Genomic DNA, 20,196 nt, shown 5'->3' with positions numbered 1-20,196 from the left:
TCAGGGCAGGGGCTGTTCCGCCCAGATGACCTTGCCTTCCCGGGTGTACCGGGTGCCCCAGCGCTCCGCGAGCTGGGCGACCAGGAAGAGACCGCGTCCGCCCTCGTCCGTCGTGGCCGCGTAGCGCAGGCGGGGCGAGGTGTTGCTGCTGTCGAAGACCTCGCAGATCAGGGTGCGGTCGTACAGCACGCGAACGTGAATGGGGTCGCCGCCGTAGCGGATCGCGTTGGTGACGAGTTCGCTCAGGATCAGCTCGGTGGTGAACATCAGCTCGTCCAGGCCCCATCGGGTCAGCCGGCGGCTCACCGAGGCCCGTATCTCGGACACGGCCGCCGGGTCGCCCGGCACCTGCCACTCGGCGGTCCGGTCCGCGGCGAGGGCCCGGGTGCGGGCCACGAGCAGCGCGATGTCGTCGCTGGGCCTGGCCGGCAGCCGCGAGTCGAGAACGGTCCGGCAGGTGTCCTCCGGCGAGCGGCCGGCCCGTTCCAGCGCCTGCCGCAGCAGCTCCAGACCCACGTCGATGTCGTGGTCCCGGTCCTCGACCAGCCCGTCCGTGTAGAGCACCAGACGGCTGCCCTCGGCGAGTTCGAGGTCGACCGTCTCGAACGGCAGCCCACCGAGCCCCAGCGGGGGACCGGCCGGCACGTCGGGGAACTCCACGCGGCCGTCGGGGTGGATCAGGGCGGGCGGCGGGTGACCGGCGCGGGCGACCGTGCACCGCCGGGAGACCGGATCGTAGACGGCGTACAGGCAGGTCGCGCCGGTGACCGGGGCGCTCGCGCCCTCCTGGGTGCCGTCCGTGGTCTCGTCCTGGTCGATCCGGGAGACCAACTCGTCCAGGAGCGAGAGCAGTTCTTCCGGCGGGAGGTCCAGGGCGGAGAAGTTGTGCACCGCCGTGCGCAGCCGCCCCATCGTGGCCGCCGCGTGCAGCCCGTGCCCGACGACGTCCCCCACCACCAGCGCCACCCGGGCGCCGGACAGCGGCAGCACGTCGAACCAGTCGCCGCCCACGCCCGCCTGCGCGGGAAGGTACCGGTAGGCGATCTCCAGGGCGTTCTGCTCGGGCAGGGTGCGCGGCAGCAGACTGCGCTGCAGCGTCACCGCCATGCTGTGCTCGCGGGTGTAACGGCGCGCGTTGTCGATGGAGACGGCGGCCCGGGCCACCAGTTCCTCGGCGAGAGCCACCTCCTCCGGGTCGAACGGCTCGAGCTTCTCGGACCGCCAGAAGCTCGCCACCCCCAGCACCAGGCTGCCCGCCCGCAGCGGCACCATGATCAGCGAGTGGATGCCGTACCGCACCACCTGGGCGGAGCGTTCGAGGTCCTGAGCGAGCCAGCCGGCCGCCTCGCTCAGCCGCGGCTCGACGACGACCTGCCCGGAGCGGACGCTGCGCGCCTGCGGAGTGGAGTCGACGAACCTGATCCGCTCGCCCACCGGATACAGCGGCGCGTCCTTGCGGATCCCGCTCAACGCCGTACGGCGCAGGCTCCTCGCCGCCTCCGGCTGGCCGCCGCTGAGCACCGCCTCGAACAGGTCCACGGTGGCGAAGTCCGCGAACCGGGGCACGGCCAGCTCCGCCAGTTCCTCGGCGGTACGGGTCACGTCCAGGCTGGTTCCGATGGCCACCCCGGCGTCGTACAGCAGGTTCAGGCGCTCCCGGGCCGCCTCCGCCCGGCCGGACAGGGCCCGCAACTCCGTCGAGTCACGGAGGGTGGCGACCGTACCGGGCGGGCCGCCCTGGCTGTCCGTGGTCCGCTGGTTGATGGCCAGCAGCCGGTCCTTGACCAGGTGCACCTCGTCGGTGGCCACCCGGCCGGAGGCCAGCAGGCCGGCCGTGTCCGCCGGGAGGGCGAGGTCGCGCACATGCCGGCCCTCGGCGTCGGCGGGCAGGTCGAGCAGCCGGTGCGCCTCGTCGTTGGCCAGCAGCAGCGTGCCGTCGTCGCCGACGATCAGCACGCCCTCCCGTACGGAGTGCAGCACCGCGTCGTGGTGCTCGTACATCCGGGTCATCTCGTGCGGGCCCAGGCCGTGCGTCTGGCGCAGCAGACGCCGGCTCACCAGCGCGGTGCCCGCGGTGGCCAGGGCGAGGCCGGCCGCGGCGGCGATCAGCACCAGCGGCAGCTGCCGGTTCGCCGCCCCGCCCACGTTCGCCGTCGTGATCCCCGCCGACACCAGGCCGACGACCTTGCCGTCGGCCGCCTTGACCGGGACCACGGCCTGCACGAGCGGGCCGATGGTGCCGTCGATCGTCTCGGTGACGGTGTGGCCGGCCAGCGCCGGGCCGAGGGTGCCGACGAACTTCTTGCCGATGCGGTCCGGCTTGGGGTGGGTGTAGCGGATGCCGTCGGTGTTCATGACGACGATGAAGTCGACCTTCGTGGCCAGCCGGGCCGCCTCGGCCCGGGGTTGCAGGACCGTCGTCGGATCGGGGCCTCTCAGCGCCTCGACGGTGCCCGGCGCGTTCGCGAAGGCCTCGGCGACGGCGACCGAGCGGTTGCGGGCCTCGGTGGTGCTGTCCCGCCGGGCCTGCAGCACCAGCGCGGTCACCGCGGCGACCACCAGCAGCAGCACGATCACCACTTGGAGGACGAACACCTGTCCGGCGACGCTGCGGCCGCTGAGCGCCGCACGCAGTCCCGACGCCGGTCCCCGCCGCCGCCGGTCGGCGCCGGGCGGCCCGGCGGGCGGGCCGCCCGGCGCCGACCGCGCCCGGTGCCGGTGCACCGCCGGGGCGCGGTCAGGCGCGTGTCGAGGGCGCGGACCGCTGGGACCACGGGTCGACCGGGCCCCGGATCGACCCAAGAGTCGGACCATGTGCCCATGTCTACACTGCCGCGCCCCAGGAGGCGAGGGGCGTCACACGGCGTGACAGGCGCCCGTCTGGCCGCGAGGGGGCGCCGGGGCCTTGTCGGCGAGGCCCTGCCCGCCTTGCGGTGTCCGACGCGCGGACCGATGACGTCATGGGGACGTTACGGGGGCGCTTCGGTGCCTTGAGAGCGCGGCTCTGTTGACGGCGGCGGGGGGCTGGGCCGTGTCGTGAGATGCCTTCGCGTTGCGACGCCGGGCGTGCGGGTCGGCGGCGTCATGGGGGCGCTTCGGTGCCTTGAGAGAACCAGTTCCGCCGTCGCCCGGCCGCGCAGGCACACGGCCCGCCCCGTCACGCCCGTCGGGCCGTGCGGCGGGTGGCGAGGAGCAGGGCGATGTCGTCGGGGCGGTCGGCGGCGTGGCGTGCGGTGGCGGTGAGGCGGTCGGCGACGCCCGCCAGTGACCGGCCGCCTGGACGGACGGCGGGTCCGCCCGCCTTGGCGAGGGCCACCCGCAGGGCGCCGATCCCGTCGTCGATGTCGTCGCCGGGCCGTTCCACCAGCCCGTCCGTGTACAGCGCCAGCAGGGCACCGGGCTCCATCGTCAGCTCGGTCACCGGGTAGCGGGCCCGCGGGTCCACGCCGAGCACGACCCCGCCGGGCAGGTCCAGCACATGGGTACGGCCGTCCGGCCGGCGCAGCAGCGGCTGCGGATGCCCGGCGCGGGCCGCCCGGGCCACCCCGGTGGCGGGGTCGAGGCGGACGTAGCAGCAACTGGCGAACAGCCCGGGGTCGAGGTCGATGAGGAGGTGGTTGGTCCCGCTCATCACCTCGTCGGGCGGCCGGTCACTGAGCGCGAACGCCCTTACCGCGCTGCGCAGTTGCCCCATGGTCGCGGCCGCCTGCACGCCGTGTCCCTGGACGTCGCCGATGACCAGCGCCAGTCCGTCCCCGGACCCGACGACGTCGTACCAGTCGCCGCCCACGTCCATGCCCTGGGTGCCGGGCAGATAACGCCCGGCGGTCTCCACCAGCGGATGCGCGGACAGCCGCCGCGGCAGCAGGGCCTGCTGGAGCCCGCGGGCGAGCGCCGCCTCCGTCTCGTAGCGCCGCGCCTTCTCCATGGCGTGGGCGATCAGCCCGGCGAGCGCGGTGAGCACCGTACGTTCCTCGGTGCTGAAGCTGCGCGGGCGGTCGAAACCGAGGATGCAGGAACCGACCGGGCGGCCGGAAGCGATCAGCGGAAGGAAGGCGCGGGCGCCCTCCTTCGCGTCCAGCGCGATGCCCGGATAGGCCGCGGACAGCTGCTCCATCGAGTCGAAGAACAGCGGACGGCCCGTGGTGAGCGTTTCCACGCCGGGCAGCCGTGCGTCCAGGCCCACCCCTTCGAACGCGGCGAGGAATCCCTTGGGGAAGCCCGACTCCCAGGCCAGAAAAAGATGCCGCTCCTGCAACAGGTAGATGGCGAGCCGGCGGCCGCCGAACGCGGGCAGCAGCTCGCGCATGACGACGGCGGACACCTGGCGCGCGGTGACCGCCTCGGTGAGCGCGATGGCGAGGATGATCGGGCGGTACACCGGCGCCGGCGCGGTGAGAGGGGACGGGTGCGGGGAGCCGGGCGCGAGGAGGCCGGGAGCCGCTCCGGGCGGAGCGGGACCGGCGGGAGTCTCGTCGTCGAGAGCCAGGTCGGCGGGAACGGCGTCGGTGGGATCGGTGTCCGGGGGATCGGTGTCCCCGACGCGGCTGGCCGGGCGGACCGTGCAGGTCAGCCGGTCCTCGGCAGGGTGCACGGAGACGGACAGCCAGTCGCCCTCGAACGGCTGGGCCGGGGTCGCCGGATCGGCCTCCGGCGGCCGTCGGACGTGGAAGTGCACCGAGTCCGGCGCCAGCAGGGCCCCGCGCAGCTGGTCCTCCACGTCAGGTCTGCCGATCCACGGCACGGTCTGCCACAGTGTCCGCCCGAGCAGTTCGTTCCGGGGCCGGCGCAGCAACTGTGCGGCGCGCGGGTTCACGTAGACGACCAGGCCCGCCCGGTCCAGGCAGAACACGCCGTCCGGCAGCAGGTCGGCGGCCGCTTCGGCGACCGCGGCGGGGCCCGGATCGAGGACGATGCCCTTCACGATCCCCCGAGCGGCCCACGAGCCGGACAGGTCGGCCGCCTCGTCCGCGCTCCACAGGTCCATCAACCGCAGCGCCCCGTTCGCGGCCCGCAGATACAGCGGCAGGGTCGGCGGGTGGCCGGCGGCCGTACCCCGCAGCGCGGCCAGCACGAGGTGCGTGTCCGAGGGCGCCACGGCGTGCGCGAACGCCTCGGCACTGCCCGGGAAGTCGTCCGGTGGCACCCCCAGCAGGAGGTGCAGGCCCTCGTCCACGGTCACTTCCTCCGCGGCCGGATCCCAGGCGAAACGGCCGAGGCGCTCCACGGGCGGACGGGTGGCCGCCGGCCGTACGCACACCGGATCGCCGTCCCATACGACGGCGTCGGCGCCGTCGTCCAGACCGCGCAGCGCGCTCTCCAGCTCCTGGGCCAGTCGGGTCATGCCGTCCCGGGCGATCAGCAGGTCGGCGGCGTCCCCGACGGAGGGGCGCAGCACGGTGAGCACCCCGAAGGGCTCCGCGCCGGTGCCGACCGGCACGTACAGGGACCCGAAGGGGAACGGCAGACCGGCCGCGAACTGGGGGTATCGGCGCATCGTCTCCGTGGCGTTCGGCAGGACCACCTGGACGCCCAGCCGATAGGCGTCCGCGACCGGGAACGGACGGTCCACGTGCAGCCGCCACCAGGGCCGGAACAGCGGACCGGGCAGCCCGGCGAGCACGGCGAGCCGCAGCAGTCCGGGCGTACCGGACCGCAGATAGATCCCTCCCGCATGGCCGCCGGCCGTGTCGATCGCCTGGATCGAGGCGTCGATCAGCAGCTCCGCCAGCCGTCCCGGCGGCGGATGTGTGTCCCCGGCGCTCCCAGTCATCGGCCCTACCTCGTCGTACGCCGTCACACGGGAGACGACACAGCCAGAATGCGCCCCCCGGGCCGGAAAGCGCATCCGCTCGGACAGAGACCGGCGTCGGCCACCCCGGCGCCGCCACCGGCCCCGCGCGCCTCCCGTACGTCCGCGACCACGCCGCGTGACACATCTCGCTCTCCCCACGGCGTCCCGTTTGCGCCGGGCACGAGCGAGCAGCCGATCTTGTGGCACCCGTGCACGGCGGAAAGGAGCACCCGATGGCGGCCACCGTCGCCGTCGCCTGCATGAAGGAGACGGCCCGCAAGCCCCTCGCGGGCTCCCCGCCTTCGGTCGCCACGCCGCGGGAGGCGGCCGACCTGGTGGAGAGCAAGGCACCGGCACCACGCTTCTGAGCCGTGACGGGGTGCCGGACGCGTCCTGGGACGCCGACTCTGAGCCCTGGCGGGGTGCCGGACGCGCTCCGGACGCCGACCGCTGCGACCCGCCACCCCGGCGACCGCCACCGCGACCGGCGCACGACACCGCTCGCCCCGCAACGCGGACTGCTCCGCTGGGGCGTCGGCTTCACACGGATGGCGTTCCCGCTGAGATACCCGGCCGAGGATGCGGTCTCCTGAAGACAGCCGTCGAAGGAGATGTCCCATGTACGAAATGTGCGTAGGCCCGGAGACGAAGACGGGCGCGCCGGTGTGGCACGTGGTCGAGCGGCACCGGGGCAACAGCCTGTGCGGTGCCGACCTGTCCGGTGCCCCACGGTCCGCCGGGACGGAAACCGACCGCCACTGTCTGCCTTGTATGGCCAGGTTCCAGGAGTGCCTGGAGGCCAGTAACGGTGGACGGGCGAACTGACCGGGCGGAGAGGACGGACAGCCCGAGCCGGGCCGGCCGGGTGGTCCCGTGGCCGACGCGGGGCCACCCGGCCGGCTCCGTCCTGCCGCGGCAGGCGGGCGGGGCGCCGACCCCCAGGGCGCGACGTCCTCTGGGGGGCCTGTGAGGCTACGGGCCGGTTACGTTGCCCTCAAACCTTGATGGCCGCACGGTGAGCTCCTCATGATGAAGCCATGACGACAGGCTTGCGGGCCATGACCCGACTGGCGGACTGGCCGGACCTCGTGGAGGCCCGGCCCAGCTGCGGAACGGGCCGGGCCCTGCGCACCGACGGTGCCGAGATCGCGCACTTCCATTCGGGCCGGACGGCCGACGTACATCTGTCGGCGGCGACGATCTGGCGGCTGAGGGGCGACCTGAAGAACTCGACCGCGCTTCGGCTGGTGCCCGGCTCCGCCTGGGTGACCGTCCGCCTGGAATGCGAGTCGGACATCGACCTGCTGCTGACGCTGGTGAGCGTCGCCCTCAAAGCCCATCAGTCAAGCCCCGCCGGTGACCCTTCCCCCGCCGCGCGCTGCAACGACCACCGTGGGGTCGCGATCACCCTGTGAGCGGTTGGTGTTTCCGAGGGGCCGCTGGATCCGAGGGTCCGGTGGATCTGAGGCGCTGCCGGATCCTATGGGCTGCCGGATCCTATGGGCCGGTGACGCCCTGTCAGCCGTGGAAGCTGACGTAGCCGTTGCCGTCGCGGTCGGAACCGCTCTTCGTGTACGCGTGCACGTCGGCCCGACTGCCGGAGGGCTTGTAGAAGTAGATCGTGTCCTTGTCGTTGTTCCACATGAAGTTGCAGTTCTGGCGGTAGACGACGTTCTTCGCGTCGGAGTCGGTGCCCTTGCCGCCGTGCAGCTTCACATAGTCGCCGGGCTGCAGCGAGTGGCTGGCGGTGAAGGTGAAACGGTTGCCGGTGGCGTCCTTGACGACGTACCCCTTGAGGTTCACGGTCGCCGAGGACGAGTAGTTCTTGATCGTCAGGTACTCGTCCTTGGTGTTGCCGGTACTGCAGTTGTTGGAGTCCGAGCCGGGCGCGTCGTACTGGACGCCCTTGAGCTTCAGGGCCGAGGAGTACTCGGCGGCCTGGGCCGGCGCGGCCGCCACGGCGGCTATCAGCCCGGTGGCGACGGCGGTGGCGGAGCAGGCCAGGACATGGCGCATACGCATGGGAAATCCCCCCTGTGGTGCGAGCAGAGCGCATGGAGCTTACCTCTCTTGTGAAGAGTGCATGACGTGAGTGTGGGGAAAATGTGAAGTGCGCTGAGTCATGCCGGGCGGCACGCCCGTCGGGATACCCGTCGGGGAGGAAGCGGAGAGCGGAGAGGAGCCCGCGTGGGCACCGGGGCGAAGGCGGACGGCCGGGGCGGCACCCCGGCAGGCCTGGCCGCAGGAGCCGAGGGAGCCGACCCCAGGCGGTGGAAGGCCCTGTGGGTGACCCTCGTGGCCGGTTTCATGAGCCTGCTCGATGTGACGATCGTCGCGGTCGCCCTGCCGTCGATGCAGCGGGACCTGCATGCCTCCGCGCCCGCGATCCAGTGGGTGGTCTCGGGATACGCCCTCGCGTTCGCCCTTGTCCTGGTCACCGCCGGACGCGTGGGCGACGCGATCGGCAGGCGCCGCATCTTCCTGCTGGCGCTGACGGCGTTCGTGCTGTGCAGCGCGGTGGCGGGCGCGGCCCCCTCGATCGAGCTGCTGATCGTGGCCCGGCTCGCCCAGGGCGTCGCCGCGGGCTGTCTCGCCCCGCAGAACTCCGCCCTGATCCAGCAGATGTTCCGCGGCGCCGAACGCGGCCGTGCCTTCGGCCTGTTCGGCGCCACGGTCGGCATCTCCAGCGCCGTCGGGCCGGTGGTGGGCGGACTGATCCTCAAGCTGGCCGACGGGCCGCAGGGATGGCGCTGGATCTTCTACGTCAATGTCCCCGTCGGCGTGCTCGCGCTGGCCTTGGGACTGCGGCTGCTGCCGAAACTCGCCCCCGGCCGCGGCGAACGCCTCGACCTGCCGGGCGTCTCCCTCCTCGGCAGCGGAGTCCTGGCCCTGATGCTGCCGCTCGTGCTCGCCGAGTCGGGAGGAGTACGACAGCTGTGGTGGCTCTTCCTCGTCGGCGCGGCACTCCTGGCGGCCTTCGTCCGCTGGGAGCGGCGGGTCGCCGCACGCGGCGGACAGCCCCTGCTCGACCCCGGGCTGGTGACCGCCGCCCGCGGCTACGCGGCCGGGGCCGCCATCGCCACCCTGTACTTCGTCGGCTTCAGCGGGGTGTGGCTGGTGTTCGCCCTCTACTTCCAGAACGGGCAGGGGTATTCGCCGCTGCGGTCCGGGCTGGCGGTGACACCGTTCGCGCTCGGCTCGGCGCTCGCCGCGGTGGTGGCCGGCCAGCTCGTGGAGCGGCTGGGCCGGCTGCTGACCGTGTGCGGGCTCACCGCCGTGGCCCTCGGACTGGGCGGCGCTGTCCTGTGTCTGCGCCTGGCCCCCGCCGACCTCGCGGTGTGGCTGGCGGCCCCCGTCCTGTTCGTCGGCGGTCTGGGCAGCGGCTGTGTCATCTCCCCCAACGTCACCATGACCCTGCGCGAGGTCCCGGTGCGGATGGCGGGCGCGGCGGGAGGAGCGCTGCAGACCGGGCAGCGGCTCGGCGGCGCGGTCGGTACGGCCGCCCTGCCGGGCCTGTTCTACCTGGTGCTCGACGCCGACGCCCACGACTACCGGTCGGCGGTCGCGATCGCCGTGGGCTCCGGCATCGCGCCGGTGCTGTGCGCGCTCGCGCTGGCGGTGCGCGACTGGCTGCGGGACCGCAGGGCGCGCCGCGATCCGTGCCCGCCCGAGGTGTCCCACAGTCATGGGCACGCGAGTCTGGGGTGAGGGTGAGCGGTGGGGGGCAGGGGTGGGGGCGGTGCTCGCCGGACGGACCGGTCCCCGCTCCGAGAGGCTCGTACACGGCGATGTCGACGACGATGTCGACGGCGATAAGGTCCCGGCATGGTTCGAACGAACGTGGGCGTCGTGCACCCCGGCTCCATGGGAGCGCAGGTGGCCGCCCAGGCCGTGGCGGCCGGAGCCGGCGTGCGGTGGCTGGCGGAGGGACGGTCGGCCGCCACCCGTGAGCGGGCCGCCGCCGTGGGACTCGCGGCGGCCCGCAGCATGGCGGAGCTGACCGCCGGGTGCGAGGTGATCCTGAGCGTGTGCCCGCCGGCCGCCGCCCTCGACGTCGCCCAGCAGATCGCGGCCACCGGCTTCGACGGCGTCTACGTCGACGCCAACGCGATCAGCCCCCGGCACATGGCACAGATCAGCGAGGTGCTGGGGGCCCACGGGGCGACGGTCGTCGACGGCGGTGTCACCGGGCCCCCTCCCCGCACACCCGGCACCACCCGGCTGTACCTCTCGGGCGACGCCACCGCCGTGGAGTCCGTCCGGGCCCTGTTCGACGGCACCTTGCTGACCCCGGTCGTCCTGCCCGGCCCGATCGGCCGGGCATCGGCGCTCAAGCTGGCCTTCGCCGCCTACAACAAGATCTCGTACGCGCTCGCCGCCGAGGCCAGTGCCCTCGCCGCCGGCCACGGCGTCCTCGACGAACTCCGCGAGCTGGCCGCTCACCTGCTGCCGGACACCCCGCTGGCCCGCCCCGACCAGCTGGCCGGCGCGGGCGCCAAGGCCTGGCGGTGGGAGCCGGAGATGCGGGAGATCGCCGAGGCCTGGCGCGGCAGCGGCCTGCCCGGCAGCTTCGCGGACGCCGCGGCACACACCTTCGACCGCTGGCAGGCCCACAAGGACGACCCCGCCGTACCGAGCGATCGCCTGATCGCCGACCTCATGCCCCGCCGGCCGGACGAGGAGGGCCGCCGGCCGGACGAAAGGACCCGCCGGCCGGACGAGGAGACCCTCCGGCCGGAGGAGGAGACCCACCGGCCGGACGAGGGGGGCGGCCGGGCGGACGAAGAGGACCGTCTGCGGGACGAGGAGGCCTGACAGCCCGTCGACCGGCGGCGCACGGGTGTACGCACCGCTCACCCCGTCGGGTGGTGCCGGGCCCGGACCGCATGGGCGCGGCCCTGAGGGGGAGGACACCCCGCGTCACCGCAGTCGAGGGACAGGGAGACCGACTGTGACCCGAGCCGCCTTCACCGCCGATTTCGACTCGGCCCGCCAATGGGTCGCGGGCCGTTCCTGGGCCTATCCCGACGGCGGCCCGGTGAACCCGGGCGACGACAAGCTCGACCATCTGGTCGCCGACCGCGCCTACTCCCGCGGCGGTGTCTTCCGGGCCACCCGCCGCCCCGACGGCCTCTGGGACACCGGACTGCTGACCACCGAGGAGAGCGAGGAGGGCTTCACGCTCCGTACGGGGGACCGGCTGGAGACCCGGGTGCGGCTCCCCACCGGGACCGGTGCCTGGCCTGCCGTGTGGACCTGGCGTGACGGCGACCAGGAGATCGACGTGTTCGAGTACCACCCCGACCATCCGGACCTCCTGGAGCTGTCCAACCACGTCCGGGGCGGCCACCGCTACCACCGCGACCCGGCCGTGCGGCCCGGCGGCTGGATCGACCTGGCCGTGGAGTTCGGCAGGACCGCCGTGACGTGGTCCCTGAACGGTGCCCCGGTCTTCTGCGACGAGCGCGGAGTGGGCCGCGACTGGCACGCGTACCTGATCGTCAACCTCTCCGTGTGCGCCGGCCGCTACCACCCGCCGCCCGAACCGGACGTCGACGAGCTGTCGTTCGAGGTGGCGAGTCTGGCCGTGCACCGCACGGAAGACCTCTGACGCCGTACGCCGCCGGCCCGCTCAGCTCCACAGCGGGTACGTCACCACGCGCGCCAGGTGCTCCGGCCTGCCCTCGGGGTAGGTGAGCGTCATCCGTGCGTAGTGCCGCAGGTGCGGGTGCCTGCTCCAGCGTTCGGGACGGTCGAGGCGGACCACGACCGGATACGAGTGGAAGGTGCCCGCCGCGCAGTACGGATCGCAGTCGTTGACGACGTTGCGGCCCTTGGCCACCGCCGAGTGGGCGCCCCAGCGCGACCAGTGCAGCGAGCCGAGCCGGCTGTTGCCGTCGCCGCAGGCGAGCACGAAGTCCGCCGGGCGCACACGGGATTTCCAGGAACAGTCGACCAGCACGGGCTCCGACCCCCGCCGTGCCACGGTCCGCGGCGGTGACGACGACTTCCCGGGGGCGGCGGACGCCGTGCCCGTCAACGCCGCGAACACCAGGACGGCACAGACCATGGCCGCCTTGGCCACCCCGTGTGTGCGCATGTTCCGCTCCCCGCCGTTCGCCCCGGCGCCCTGCTGGTCCGCCGCCACCGACGCTACGGCCGCGACCGGCGGCGCACCACTCGAACGGCCCACGAAGAAGCTCTGCCGTACCGCGGGTGGGGGCGGTACGGCAGAGCTCGGATTACGCGGGTGTCGGGACGGAGCTAGGGCCTGTTGCGAAAGTGGCCTCGTTGCCCGGAGGGCGGCCGCGCGGCGTCCGGTGCGTGCTCTGGGGGTCCCCCCGGCCGAAGGCTGGGGGAGTGCCGCCCGGAAGCCCTCGTACTGGGCGTACTCGGGCTTTCGGGCGGTGCGGCGAGAGTGCGTGCCGGGCGTCGCGCGGCAGAGGCCACTTCCGCAACAGGCCCTAGTCGCCAGCCACCTCGTCCGTCACGTCCGTGACCGTCCAGCGCTGGTTGGAGCCGGAGTTGGGCTGCCAGGTCGTGACGGCCGCGCCCTCGTTCGTGGCCTGGCCGCCGACCTCCAGGACGCGTCCGGTGGCCGCGTTGACCAGGGTCCAGGTGCCGTCACCGGTGGTCGACATGATCCATTCGGTGGCGGGGTCCCGCTCACCCGTGTCGGGCTCCACCACGGGCACGTTGTCGCGGACGGCCAGTCGCTCGCCCTCCGCCGGGTTGGCGAACACGTACCGCTGGCGAGCGCCGGTCTTGCCGTAGCGGGCGTCCAGCTGCCACTCCTGCGCGGTGCTGCCGTTGGCCGCGCCGATGACCAGGCTGGATCCGTTCGCCGCGACCGTGACCGCCTTGCCGCTCTGGACACCGGTCAGCGTGTAGGTGTGGCCCTTGCTCAGCAGCGGGGCGTCCTTCGCGACACCGGAGACACCCTTGATGGCGAACGACGTCACCGACTGGGCGGGCACGGTGAAGGTGGCCTCGCGGCCGCTGACCTTGATCGGCGCCTGCGGCTGGAGCTTGCCGTCGGCGCTGGTGACGACCGGGGTGACGGTCGCGCCACGGCTGATGGTGCGGAACTTCGACAGGTCGACGGTGACCGTGCGGGGCGCGGTGGTGCTGTTGACGTGGACGAGCGAGGCGCCCTTGCCGTTCGCGGTCACGGCGGCGGCGCTGGAGGTGTCGTTCACCTTGATCAGCTTGTCGCCGGGCTTGATGAAGTGCGTGAAGTTGCGAGCCGTGTCGAACTTGGTGTTCGTGTAGATCGGGCAGGACTTCAGGGTGTCCTTCGAGCTGCAGCTGAACGGGAGCTGGATGCTGCCCCAGTTGCCGCCCTTGGCGGACTCGCCGCCCGGCTTCATGTTGTCGTAGTCCTCGACCGGCTGCCAGAACACCCAGGCGCTGGGCTCCAGTTCCCGCAGGTCGTTGACGATCTGCTGGGCGAGCCCGAGACCCGGCCGCATGTCGGTGAAGCTCTGACCGTCGCCCCAGTCGCCCTCGACCTCACTCATCCACAGCGGCTTGTCCGCCGCCTTGGCCAGGTCCCGCACCGTGGTGCGCTGCCCGGTGCCGTAGGTGTGGACGTTCATCTGGTCGACGAGGTCGCGCGACGCCTGCGAGTAGGTGTTCCAGTTCTGCGCGAAGATCGACGGGTTGGTCTCGTCCATCGCCGAGATCTCCGACTTGACCTTCGCCTTCTTCAGCGCGGGCGCCAGCGCGGCCAGGACCTTCTGCTGGAGCTCGGGGCCGATGTGCGCGCCCTCCTGACGGCCGCCGACCGGCTCGCCGTCCGCGCCCAGCTTGGTGCCCCAGTAGCCGGTGTTGGGCTCGTTGAACGGGTCGACCGTGTCGACCTTGATGCCCTCAGCCTTCTCCAGCCGCTTGGTCGCCCCCGCCAGGTAGGCGGCGAAGTCGTCGACCGAGTCGGCCTTCAACTGGTCCTTGTCGGCGTCGAATCCGCCGGAGACGTAACCGCTCTCGGTCATGAACCAGGGCGGCGAGTTGCTGAACGTCTCCCAGTGGGTGATGTCCTTCTTGATGCGGTCCACCCACCAGCGCTGGGTGGCGTCGGCGTCCTTGTTCCAGTCGGCCGGGTCGTCGGCGCTCCACCAGTCGGTGTCCTCGCGGGTGGTGCCCGCGGGCGCCTTCCACCAGCCCTCGACGGCACCGCCGGCGCGCAGGTAGTCCTTGACGTCGGGAGCGTTGCCGCCGCCGATGTTGTACCGGGCGATGTTCAGCGCGAGGCCGTCGTCGCCGAAGAGGAGCCTCGCGAGCTTCTCGCGTATCGCCGGCGGGTAGTCGCCGGTGGCGTTGGCGAACCAGACCAGGCTGGTGCCCCAGCCCTCGAACTTCTCCTGCCTGTACGACGGGTCCGGCTGCACGGTGACGGAGGCGGTGGCCTCCGCCTGTGCCTGCGCGGGGACGCTGAGCAGGGCGGCCCCGGTGGCCAGGGCCGTCAGGGCGGCGGCCCCGAGGGACCGTCCGCTGCGGGTACGGCGTGCCATCTGTGCTCCCAACTGGAGTGTGGTCGCTGTGATGCCCCTCCCGCGGAGGAGCGGGAGAGGACGGCCCTCGAACGGCACGTGCCGTTCGAGGAGTCGTGGGGTGCGGGTGCGGTGTTCTTCTTGGGCGGGTGTCAGCCGGCGGGCTGCCGCAGTACGGCGACCTCCCTCGGCCCGAGCGTGAGCGTGCCGTCGGCGGCGGTGTTCCCGACGAGGACCTCGCCGGGAACACCGGTCACCGGCACGGTGTCGTCGGTCCGGTTGACCAGGAACAGGAACCGGCTGCCGGGACCGCGGCGCACGGTCAGCTCGACCAGGCCGCGTATCTCCGCGGGCAGTTCGCTCTCCACACCGGCCGGACCGAGCAGACGCGGCAGCAGGGCGGTGAGACCCTCGACGCCGAGCCGCGTGGACACGTAGGCCGCCGAACCGGCGCCCGTCTCCCGCCGGGTGACGGCCGGGCGGCCGGCCTGAGCGCCGGTGCGGTAGTGGGCCAGGACCTGTGTCTGCCGGTCGGTGACCGTGATCCGGTCGGTCCACACGCTGCCCGTGGACGCGTCGTCCAGTTCGACCGTGTCCCCGGCGAGCAGCGGCCCGAACTCCTCGATGCGCAGGCCCAGCAGGTCGCGCAGAGCGCCCGGGTAGCCGCCGAGCCAGACGTGGTCGTTCTCGTCGACGACCGCGGAGAAGTACGTCGTGATCAGGTGGCCGCCCTGCTCGGCGTACCGGGTGAGGTCCTTGGCGAGGTCGGCGGGCACCATGTGCAGCACCGGGGCGATCAGCACCTGGTGGCGCGACAGGTCGGCGCGGGTGGTGACCAGGTCGGCGCGGATGCCGAGGCGGAGCAGCGCCGAGTACCAGTCGAGGGCCTCCTGGCGGTAGTCCAGCAGGGAGGTGGGGTGCGAGTCCTGCTCGCTCGCCCACCACGACTCCCAGTCGTAGACGATCCCGACCCTGGCCGGCTCCCGTTCGGACCCGGCGACCGGGGCGAGGGTCTTCAGCGTGGCGCCGAGGTCGGTGACCGCACGGAAGAGGTCGCTGTCGGCGCCGGCGTGCGGGACCATAGCGGAGTGGTACTTCTCGGCGCCGGCCGCCGACTGCCGCCACTGGAAGAAGCACACCGCGTCGGCGCCGTGCGCCACGTGCAGCAGTGAGTCACGGGCCAGGTCACCGGGCCGCTTGGCCACGTTGACGGGCTGCCAGTTGACGGCACTGGTGGAGTGCTCCATCAGGAACCAGGGCCGGCCGCCCGCGATGCCGCTGGTGAGGTTGGCGGAGAAGGACAGCTCGTCGCGGTCCTGGGGGCCGGGGTGGACGTAGTGGTCGTTGGAGACGAAGTCGATCTCCTCCGCCCAGTCCGGGTAGTTCATGCCCTTGGTGCCGCCCATCACCATGAAGTTGGTGGTGACCGGCACGTCCGGGGTGATCTCGCGCAGGATGTCCCGCTCCGCCCGCAGGTAGTCCTTCAACGCGTCCGAGGAGAAGCGCTTGAAGTCCAGCTGCTGGGTCGGGTTGGGGTGGGAGGCGGCGAGCCGCGGCGGCAGGATCTGTTCCCAGTCGCTGTAGCGCTGCGACCAGAACGCCGTCCCCCACGCGTGGTTGAGCGCCTCCAGCGTGCCGTAACGGGCGCGCAGCCAGCCGCGGAAGGCGCGGGCCGCGTCGTCGGAGTAGTCGTAGATGTTGTGGCAGCCCAGCTCGTTGGAGACGTGCCAGGCGACCAGCGCGGGGTGGTCCTGGTACCGGCTGGCCATCTCCCGTACCAGGCGCAGGGCGTGCTCGCGGAAGACCGGGGAGGTGGGCCGCCAGTGCTGGCGGGCGCCCGGCCACAGTGTCTCGCCGTTCGCGGTGACCGGCAGGATCTCGGGGTGGGCCGTGGTCAGCCAGGGCGGCGGTGAGGCGGTGGCGGTGGCCAGGTCGACCCCGATGCCGCCCTGGTGCAGCAGATCCATGACCTCGTCGAGCCAGCCGAAGTCCCACTGGTTCGCGGCCGGCTGGATGCGGGCCCAGGAGAAGATCCCCACGGAGACGACGTTGACGCCGGCCTCCCGCATCAGCCGGACGTCCTCCTCCCACACGTCCCGCGGCCACTGCTCGGGGTTGTAGTCGGCGCCGTAGGCGAGACGGGGAGCGGGAGTGGGGTCACCGTCCGCCCCGCGCAGGCGGGAGTGGAGGGTGGAGATCATGGCGGTCCTTCCGAAGGTGGTACACGGGGGCGGCGCGGTGATCCACCGCGCCGCCCGGCGTTTGCTGCTTCCCTGCTGCTTCTCGCTACTTGACGGTGAAGCCCTGCTCCTTGCCGTACTTGATCGAGGCGTCCTGCCAGGCCTTCAGACCGTCCGTCAGCTTGGTGCCGGAGATGTAGGCCTTGCCGACGGTGTCGTTGAAGATCGAGTTGGCGTACGGCTGGAAGGGCAGGTACGACCAGTCGTCGGCGACGTTGGCGGCGGACTCGGCGAAGATCTTGTTCGCCTGCTGGCCGCCGAAGTAGTCGAACTTGGTGTTCTGGAACTCGGTGGACTGAAGCTCCGCGGTGGTCGCCGGGAAGGCGCCCTGCTTGACGCGGGTCTGCACGCCGTCCTCGGCGTTGGCGTACTTGACGAAGGCGTAGGCGAGTTCCTTGTTCTTGCCCAGCGCGGGCAGGGCAAGGGAGCTGCCGCCGTTCTCGGTGCTCGCCTTGTCGCCCTTGGTCCAGGCAGGCATCGGGGCCGCGCGCCAGTCACCCTTGGCGTTCGGCACGCCGGTGACGAAGTTGGCGGGCATCCAGGCGCCGCTGGGCAGGGTGGCGAGGGTGCCGTCGCCCAGACCCTTGTACCAGTCGTCGGTCCAGCCGTTGACGGGCGCGAGAAGCTTCTCGTCGATCAGCTTCTGCCAGATGTCCGTGTACTTCTTGGCACCCGCGTCCGCGAAGTTGATCGCCACGTTGGTGCCGTCGACCTTGTAGGGGCGTGAGCCGGCCTGCCACAGCAGGCTGGTGGTGAGGCCCGCGTCGCCCGCGTCGGCGGCGATGAAGACCTTGGGGTCGGCCTTGTGCAGCTTGCGGGCCGCCTCGACGTACTCGTCCCAGGTGGTCGGCACCGCGACCTTGTACTTGTCGAAGACCTTCTTGTTGTAGAACAGCGCCATCGGGCCGGAGTCCATCGGCAGGCCGTAGACGGCCTTGTCCTCGCTCACGGCGTTCCACGGACCCGGGCTGTACTTGGACGCGAGCTTGTCGGCGCCGAAGGGGGCCAGGTCGGTGAGGCCCTTGGTGAGGGCGTACTGGCCCAGCGCGAAGTACTCGACCTGGGCGACGTCGGGCACGCCCTTGCCCGCCGATATGGCGTTCGACAGGGCGGTGTAGTGCTTGTCGCCGGACCGCTCGCTCACGAGGTTGATCTTGACCTTGGGGTACTTCTTCTCGAAGTCGGCCGCCACCGACTTCAGCGTGGGCTCCCAGGCCCAGACGTTGACCGTGCCGCCCTTCTTCAGGGCAGCCTGGATGTCTCCGGCGGAGACCGCCTTCTGGCCCGAGTCGTCGTCGGAGCCTCCGCACGCGGTGGCCCCCAGGGCGAGGGTGGAGAGGAGGGCGAGGCCGCGCAGCAGGCGGCCGGTCGTTCTGCGCATCGAGATGCTTCCACTTCTTCGTGGGTGGGACAGGGTGAGGGTGGTGGGGGTCAACGTGGGGCTGAGGGGCGGCCGGAGGGCCGCGGGCATCACTCCTTGACGCTTCCGGCCGCGAGACCCGACTGCCAGTACTTCTGCAGCAGCAGGAACGCGGCGATGAGCGGCACGATGGTGAGCAGCGAACCGGTGATCACCAGGTTGTAGATCACCTGGCCGCCGATCGTCTCCGCCTGGGAGTTCCAGACGCTCAGGCCCAGGGTCAGGGGGTACCAGTCCGAGTCCTTGAGCATGATCAGCGGCAGGAAGTAGTTGTTCCAGGTCGCGACCGTGGTGAACAGCAGCACGGTCACGATGCCGGGGGCGAGCAGCGGCAGGGAGACCGTGAAGAAGGTGCGCGCCTCACCGGCCCCGTCGATGCGGGCCGCCTCCAGGAGTTCGGTGGGGATGGCCTCGGTGGCGAACACCCACATCAGGTACAGGCCGAACGGCGAGACCAGCGAGGGGATGATGACCGCCCACGGGGTGTCGGTCAGGCCCATCTTGCTGAACATCAGGAAGGTGGGCACCGCGAGGGCCGTACCGGGGACGGCCACCGCGCCGATGACCATCGCGAAGATGCCGCGCTTGCCGGGGAAGTCGAACTTCGCCAGCGCGTAGCCGCCCAGGACCGCGAGCAGGGTGGCTCCGCCGGCGCCCAGTACGACGTACAACAGGGTGTTCAGCAGCCAGCGCGTGAACACGCCGTCGTCGTACGTGAAGGTGTCCCGGATGTTGTCCCACAGGGCGAAGTCGTGGGCGAACCACAGCCCGGACGAATCGGCCAGGCCCGCCTGGGTCTTGGTGGCGTTGATGGCCAGCCAGATCAGCGGCACGACGGTGTAGATGACCAGCAGCGAAATCATGACCGTCAGGAGCACACTGCGCTTGGGCCGGTTGACCGAGTACCGGCGCGGGCCCCGCAGCCGCGGCGCGCCCTTGCCGGGGCCGCCGGTCTCGGCGGGAGCGGTGGGGGAGGCGGTGGTGACAGGGGTGCTCATCGGGTCACGCTCCCTTGCGCATGCCGCGCAGCTGCACGGCATAGGCGATCACTATGGTGATCAGCCCCATGATGATGGCCACCGTGGCGGAGTAGTTGTGCTGCTGGCCGTTGAAGGACAGCGAGTACGTGTAGAAGTTCGGGGTGTAGTCCGTCGTGATGGCGTTGCGGGCCAGCTTCCGCAGGATGTTCGGCTCGTTGAAGAGCTGGAAGCTGCCGATGATCGAGAAGATCGTCGCGATCACGAGGGCGCCCCGGATCGCGGGCAGCTTGATCGCGGTGATGACGCGGAACTGTCCGGCGCCGTCGATCTCCGCCGCCTCGTACAGCGAGTGCGGGATGACGCGCAGCGCCGAGTAGAAGATCAGCATGTTGTAGCCGACGAATTCCCAGGTGACGATGTTGCCGATCGACGCCAGCACCAGGTCGGGCGAGAGCGGGTCGGGCAGGGTGACGCCGAAGGCCTGGTTGATGTCGCCCACCAGCCCGTACTCCGTGCCGTACATGAAGCCCCACATCAGGGTGGCGACGACGGCGGGCACCGCGTACGGCAGGAAGATCGTGATGCGGAAGAAGCTCTTGCCGTAGAGCCGCCCGCTGTCCAGCGCCAGGGCCACCAGCAGCGCGATACCGAGCATGATCGGCACCTGCACGCACAGGAACAGCGAGACCCTCCCGAGCGACGCCCAGAACTGGTCGTCCTGCAGGGCCTGCTTGTAGTTGTCCAGGCCGACGAACGTGTTTCCGCCGATCAACTGGTTGCGGTACAGGCTCAGATAGACCGAGTACGCGATCGGAGCCAGGAACACCAGGGCGAACACGGCCACGAAGGGACCGATGAAACCCCACCCCGTCCAGGAGCGGCGGTCCCGTCGCGCCGGGGGTGGTGCCGGCCGCGGCTCGGCGGCCGCCGGCGGTTGCAGCGTCGTCATGTCGTTCCTCGCTCGTCCACGTCCTGGAACCGGTGGGCGCGTCCGGACATCCGGCGCCGGTGCCGCTCCCACCGCACGATGTTTACGCAAACATCTGCCACTCCGTAGGGGTGGTGTGCTGTTATGTTTACGTAAACATCCGATGGCGGCATGTCTACACTGCCCCGTTGACGGGGGTCAAGCGTCCTCAGTGAAACGTGATCTGAGCAGCGGTGGAGAGGAGGCGGACGGCGAGTGGACACATCTGGCAGAACGCCGACGAACGTGCCCGGACAGGCCGCGGAAGCGGCAGGTGGGGCGGTGGGCGCCGGCGGCGACGGT

At 71.7% G+C, this 20,196-nt stretch carries 15 protein-coding genes; 6 read left to right on the top strand and 9 right to left on the bottom strand.

What is annotated here, in order from left to right; translation table 11 throughout:
* Entirely contained in the window at window positions 1-2,814 is a 2,814-nt protein-coding gene (locus tag ACIBK3_RS17445) for a SpoIIE family protein phosphatase (RefSeq protein WP_399366419.1), read from the bottom strand.
* A gap of 343 nt (window positions 2,815-3,157) precedes the next feature.
* A complete protein-coding gene (locus tag ACIBK3_RS17440; RefSeq protein ID WP_399366417.1) occupies window positions 3,158-5,773 on the bottom strand; it encodes a SpoIIE family protein phosphatase in 2,616 nt (871 codons plus the stop codon).
* Between the two features lie 254 nt (window positions 5,774-6,027).
* On the opposite strand from ACIBK3_RS17440, the gene ACIBK3_RS17435 reads away from it, so the two are divergent.
* The 3 genes from ACIBK3_RS17435 to ACIBK3_RS17425 all read left to right on the top strand — a co-directional run bounded on the left by ACIBK3_RS17435 (window position 6,028) and on the right by ACIBK3_RS17425 (window position 7,209).
* Window positions 6,028-6,162, top strand: coding sequence for a hypothetical protein (locus tag ACIBK3_RS17435; RefSeq protein WP_399366869.1), 135 nt, complete (start codon window positions 6,028-6,030; stop codon window positions 6,160-6,162).
* 54 nt (window positions 6,163-6,216) lie between these two features.
* Window positions 6,217-6,387, top strand: coding sequence for a hypothetical protein (locus ACIBK3_RS17430; RefSeq protein ID WP_399366415.1), 171 nt, complete (start codon window positions 6,217-6,219; stop codon window positions 6,385-6,387).
* Window positions 6,388-6,831: 444 nt separating this feature from the next.
* Entirely contained in the window at window positions 6,832-7,209 is a 378-nt protein-coding gene (locus tag ACIBK3_RS17425; protein ID WP_399366413.1) for a luciferase family protein, read from the top strand.
* 103 nt (window positions 7,210-7,312) lie between these two features.
* Here ACIBK3_RS17425 and ACIBK3_RS17420 read toward each other — a convergent pair whose 3' ends face one another.
* Complete coding sequence (locus tag ACIBK3_RS17420) at window positions 7,313-7,816, bottom strand: lamin tail domain-containing protein (RefSeq protein ID WP_399366411.1); 504 nt, start codon at window positions 7,814-7,816, stop codon at window positions 7,313-7,315.
* Between the two features lie 165 nt (window positions 7,817-7,981).
* On the opposite strand from ACIBK3_RS17420, the gene ACIBK3_RS17415 reads away from it, so the two are divergent.
* From ACIBK3_RS17415 to ACIBK3_RS17405, 3 genes are all read left to right on the top strand, one after another.
* A complete protein-coding gene (locus ACIBK3_RS17415) occupies window positions 7,982-9,502 on the top strand; it encodes an MFS transporter (protein WP_399366409.1) in 1,521 nt (506 codons plus the stop codon).
* A gap of 117 nt (window positions 9,503-9,619) precedes the next feature.
* Window positions 9,620-10,609, top strand: coding sequence for a DUF1932 domain-containing protein (locus tag ACIBK3_RS17410; RefSeq protein WP_399366407.1), 990 nt, complete (start codon window positions 9,620-9,622; stop codon window positions 10,607-10,609).
* Between the two features lie 136 nt (window positions 10,610-10,745).
* Window positions 10,746-11,405, top strand: a complete 660-nt coding sequence (locus ACIBK3_RS17405; RefSeq protein WP_399366406.1) for a beta-glucanase — start codon at window positions 10,746-10,748, stop codon at window positions 11,403-11,405.
* 21 nt (window positions 11,406-11,426) lie between these two features.
* Here the strand turns inward: ACIBK3_RS17405 and ACIBK3_RS17400 are convergent, their stop codons facing one another.
* From ACIBK3_RS17400 to ACIBK3_RS17375, 6 genes are all read right to left on the bottom strand, one after another.
* Entirely contained in the window at window positions 11,427-11,894 is a 468-nt protein-coding gene (locus ACIBK3_RS17400) for a hypothetical protein (RefSeq protein WP_399366404.1), read from the bottom strand.
* Window positions 11,895-12,258: 364 nt separating this feature from the next.
* Window positions 12,259-14,307 (bottom strand): glycoside hydrolase, encoded by a 2,049-nt coding sequence (locus tag ACIBK3_RS17395; protein WP_399366402.1) that lies wholly within the window; start codon window positions 14,305-14,307, stop codon window positions 12,259-12,261.
* Window positions 14,308-14,438: 131 nt separating this feature from the next.
* Window positions 14,439-16,487 (bottom strand): beta-galactosidase, encoded by a 2,049-nt coding sequence (locus ACIBK3_RS17390; protein WP_399366400.1) that lies wholly within the window; start codon window positions 16,485-16,487, stop codon window positions 14,439-14,441.
* A gap of 85 nt (window positions 16,488-16,572) precedes the next feature.
* Window positions 16,573-17,907 (bottom strand): ABC transporter substrate-binding protein, encoded by a 1,335-nt coding sequence (locus tag ACIBK3_RS17385; RefSeq protein WP_399366398.1) that lies wholly within the window; start codon window positions 17,905-17,907, stop codon window positions 16,573-16,575.
* Window positions 17,908-17,996: 89 nt separating this feature from the next.
* On the bottom strand, window positions 17,997-18,944 hold the full coding sequence (locus ACIBK3_RS17380) for a carbohydrate ABC transporter permease (RefSeq protein WP_399366396.1): 948 nt from the start codon (window positions 18,942-18,944) through the stop codon (window positions 17,997-17,999).
* 4 nt (window positions 18,945-18,948) lie between these two features.
* Window positions 18,949-19,875 carry a carbohydrate ABC transporter permease gene (locus ACIBK3_RS17375; protein ID WP_399366394.1) on the bottom strand — a complete coding sequence of 309 codons (927 nt, stop codon included), beginning with the start codon at window positions 19,873-19,875 and terminating at the stop codon, window positions 18,949-18,951.
* Between the last annotated feature and the right edge of the window lie 321 nt (window positions 19,876-20,196).

The sequence above is a fragment of the Streptomyces sp. NPDC050287 genome, from assembly GCF_044459385.1.
In the GTDB taxonomy this organism is placed as follows: domain Bacteria; phylum Actinomycetota; class Actinomycetes; order Streptomycetales; family Streptomycetaceae; genus Streptomyces.
Note: the sequence above shows the minus strand (reverse complement) of the source record. Positions and strands in the feature narration are given on the sequence as shown.

Bases quoted from the DNA above. Each gene is read 5' to 3' on its own strand.
- ACIBK3_RS17380 (WP_399366396.1), bottom strand. From the start codon at position 18,944: ATGAGCACCCCTGTCACCACCGCCTCCCCCACCGCTCCCGCCGAGACC.
- ACIBK3_RS17425 (WP_399366413.1), top strand. From the start codon at position 6,832: ATGACGACAGGCTTGCGGGCCATGACCCGACTGGCGGACTGGCCGGAC.
- ACIBK3_RS17375 (WP_399366394.1), bottom strand. From the start codon at position 19,875: ATGACGACGCTGCAACCGCCGGCGGCCGCCGAGCCGCGGCCGGCACCA.
- ACIBK3_RS17390 (WP_399366400.1), bottom strand. From the start codon at position 16,487: ATGATCTCCACCCTCCACTCCCGCCTGCGCGGGGCGGACGGTGACCCC.
- ACIBK3_RS17410 (WP_399366407.1), top strand. From the start codon at position 9,620: ATGGTTCGAACGAACGTGGGCGTCGTGCACCCCGGCTCCATGGGAGCG.
- ACIBK3_RS17445 (WP_399366419.1), bottom strand. From the start codon at position 2,814: ATGGTCCGACTCTTGGGTCGATCCGGGGCCCGGTCGACCCGTGGTCCC.
- ACIBK3_RS17440 (WP_399366417.1), bottom strand. From the start codon at position 5,773: ATGACTGGGAGCGCCGGGGACACACATCCGCCGCCGGGACGGCTGGCG.
- ACIBK3_RS17435 (WP_399366869.1), top strand. From the start codon at position 6,028: ATGGCGGCCACCGTCGCCGTCGCCTGCATGAAGGAGACGGCCCGCAAG.
- ACIBK3_RS17385 (WP_399366398.1), bottom strand. From the start codon at position 17,907: ATGCGCAGAACGACCGGCCGCCTGCTGCGCGGCCTCGCCCTCCTCTCC.
- ACIBK3_RS17395 (WP_399366402.1), bottom strand. From the start codon at position 14,307: ATGGCACGCCGTACCCGCAGCGGACGGTCCCTCGGGGCCGCCGCCCTG.
- ACIBK3_RS17420 (WP_399366411.1), bottom strand. From the start codon at position 7,816: ATGCGTATGCGCCATGTCCTGGCCTGCTCCGCCACCGCCGTCGCCACC.
- ACIBK3_RS17400 (WP_399366404.1), bottom strand. From the start codon at position 11,894: ATGCGCACACACGGGGTGGCCAAGGCGGCCATGGTCTGTGCCGTCCTG.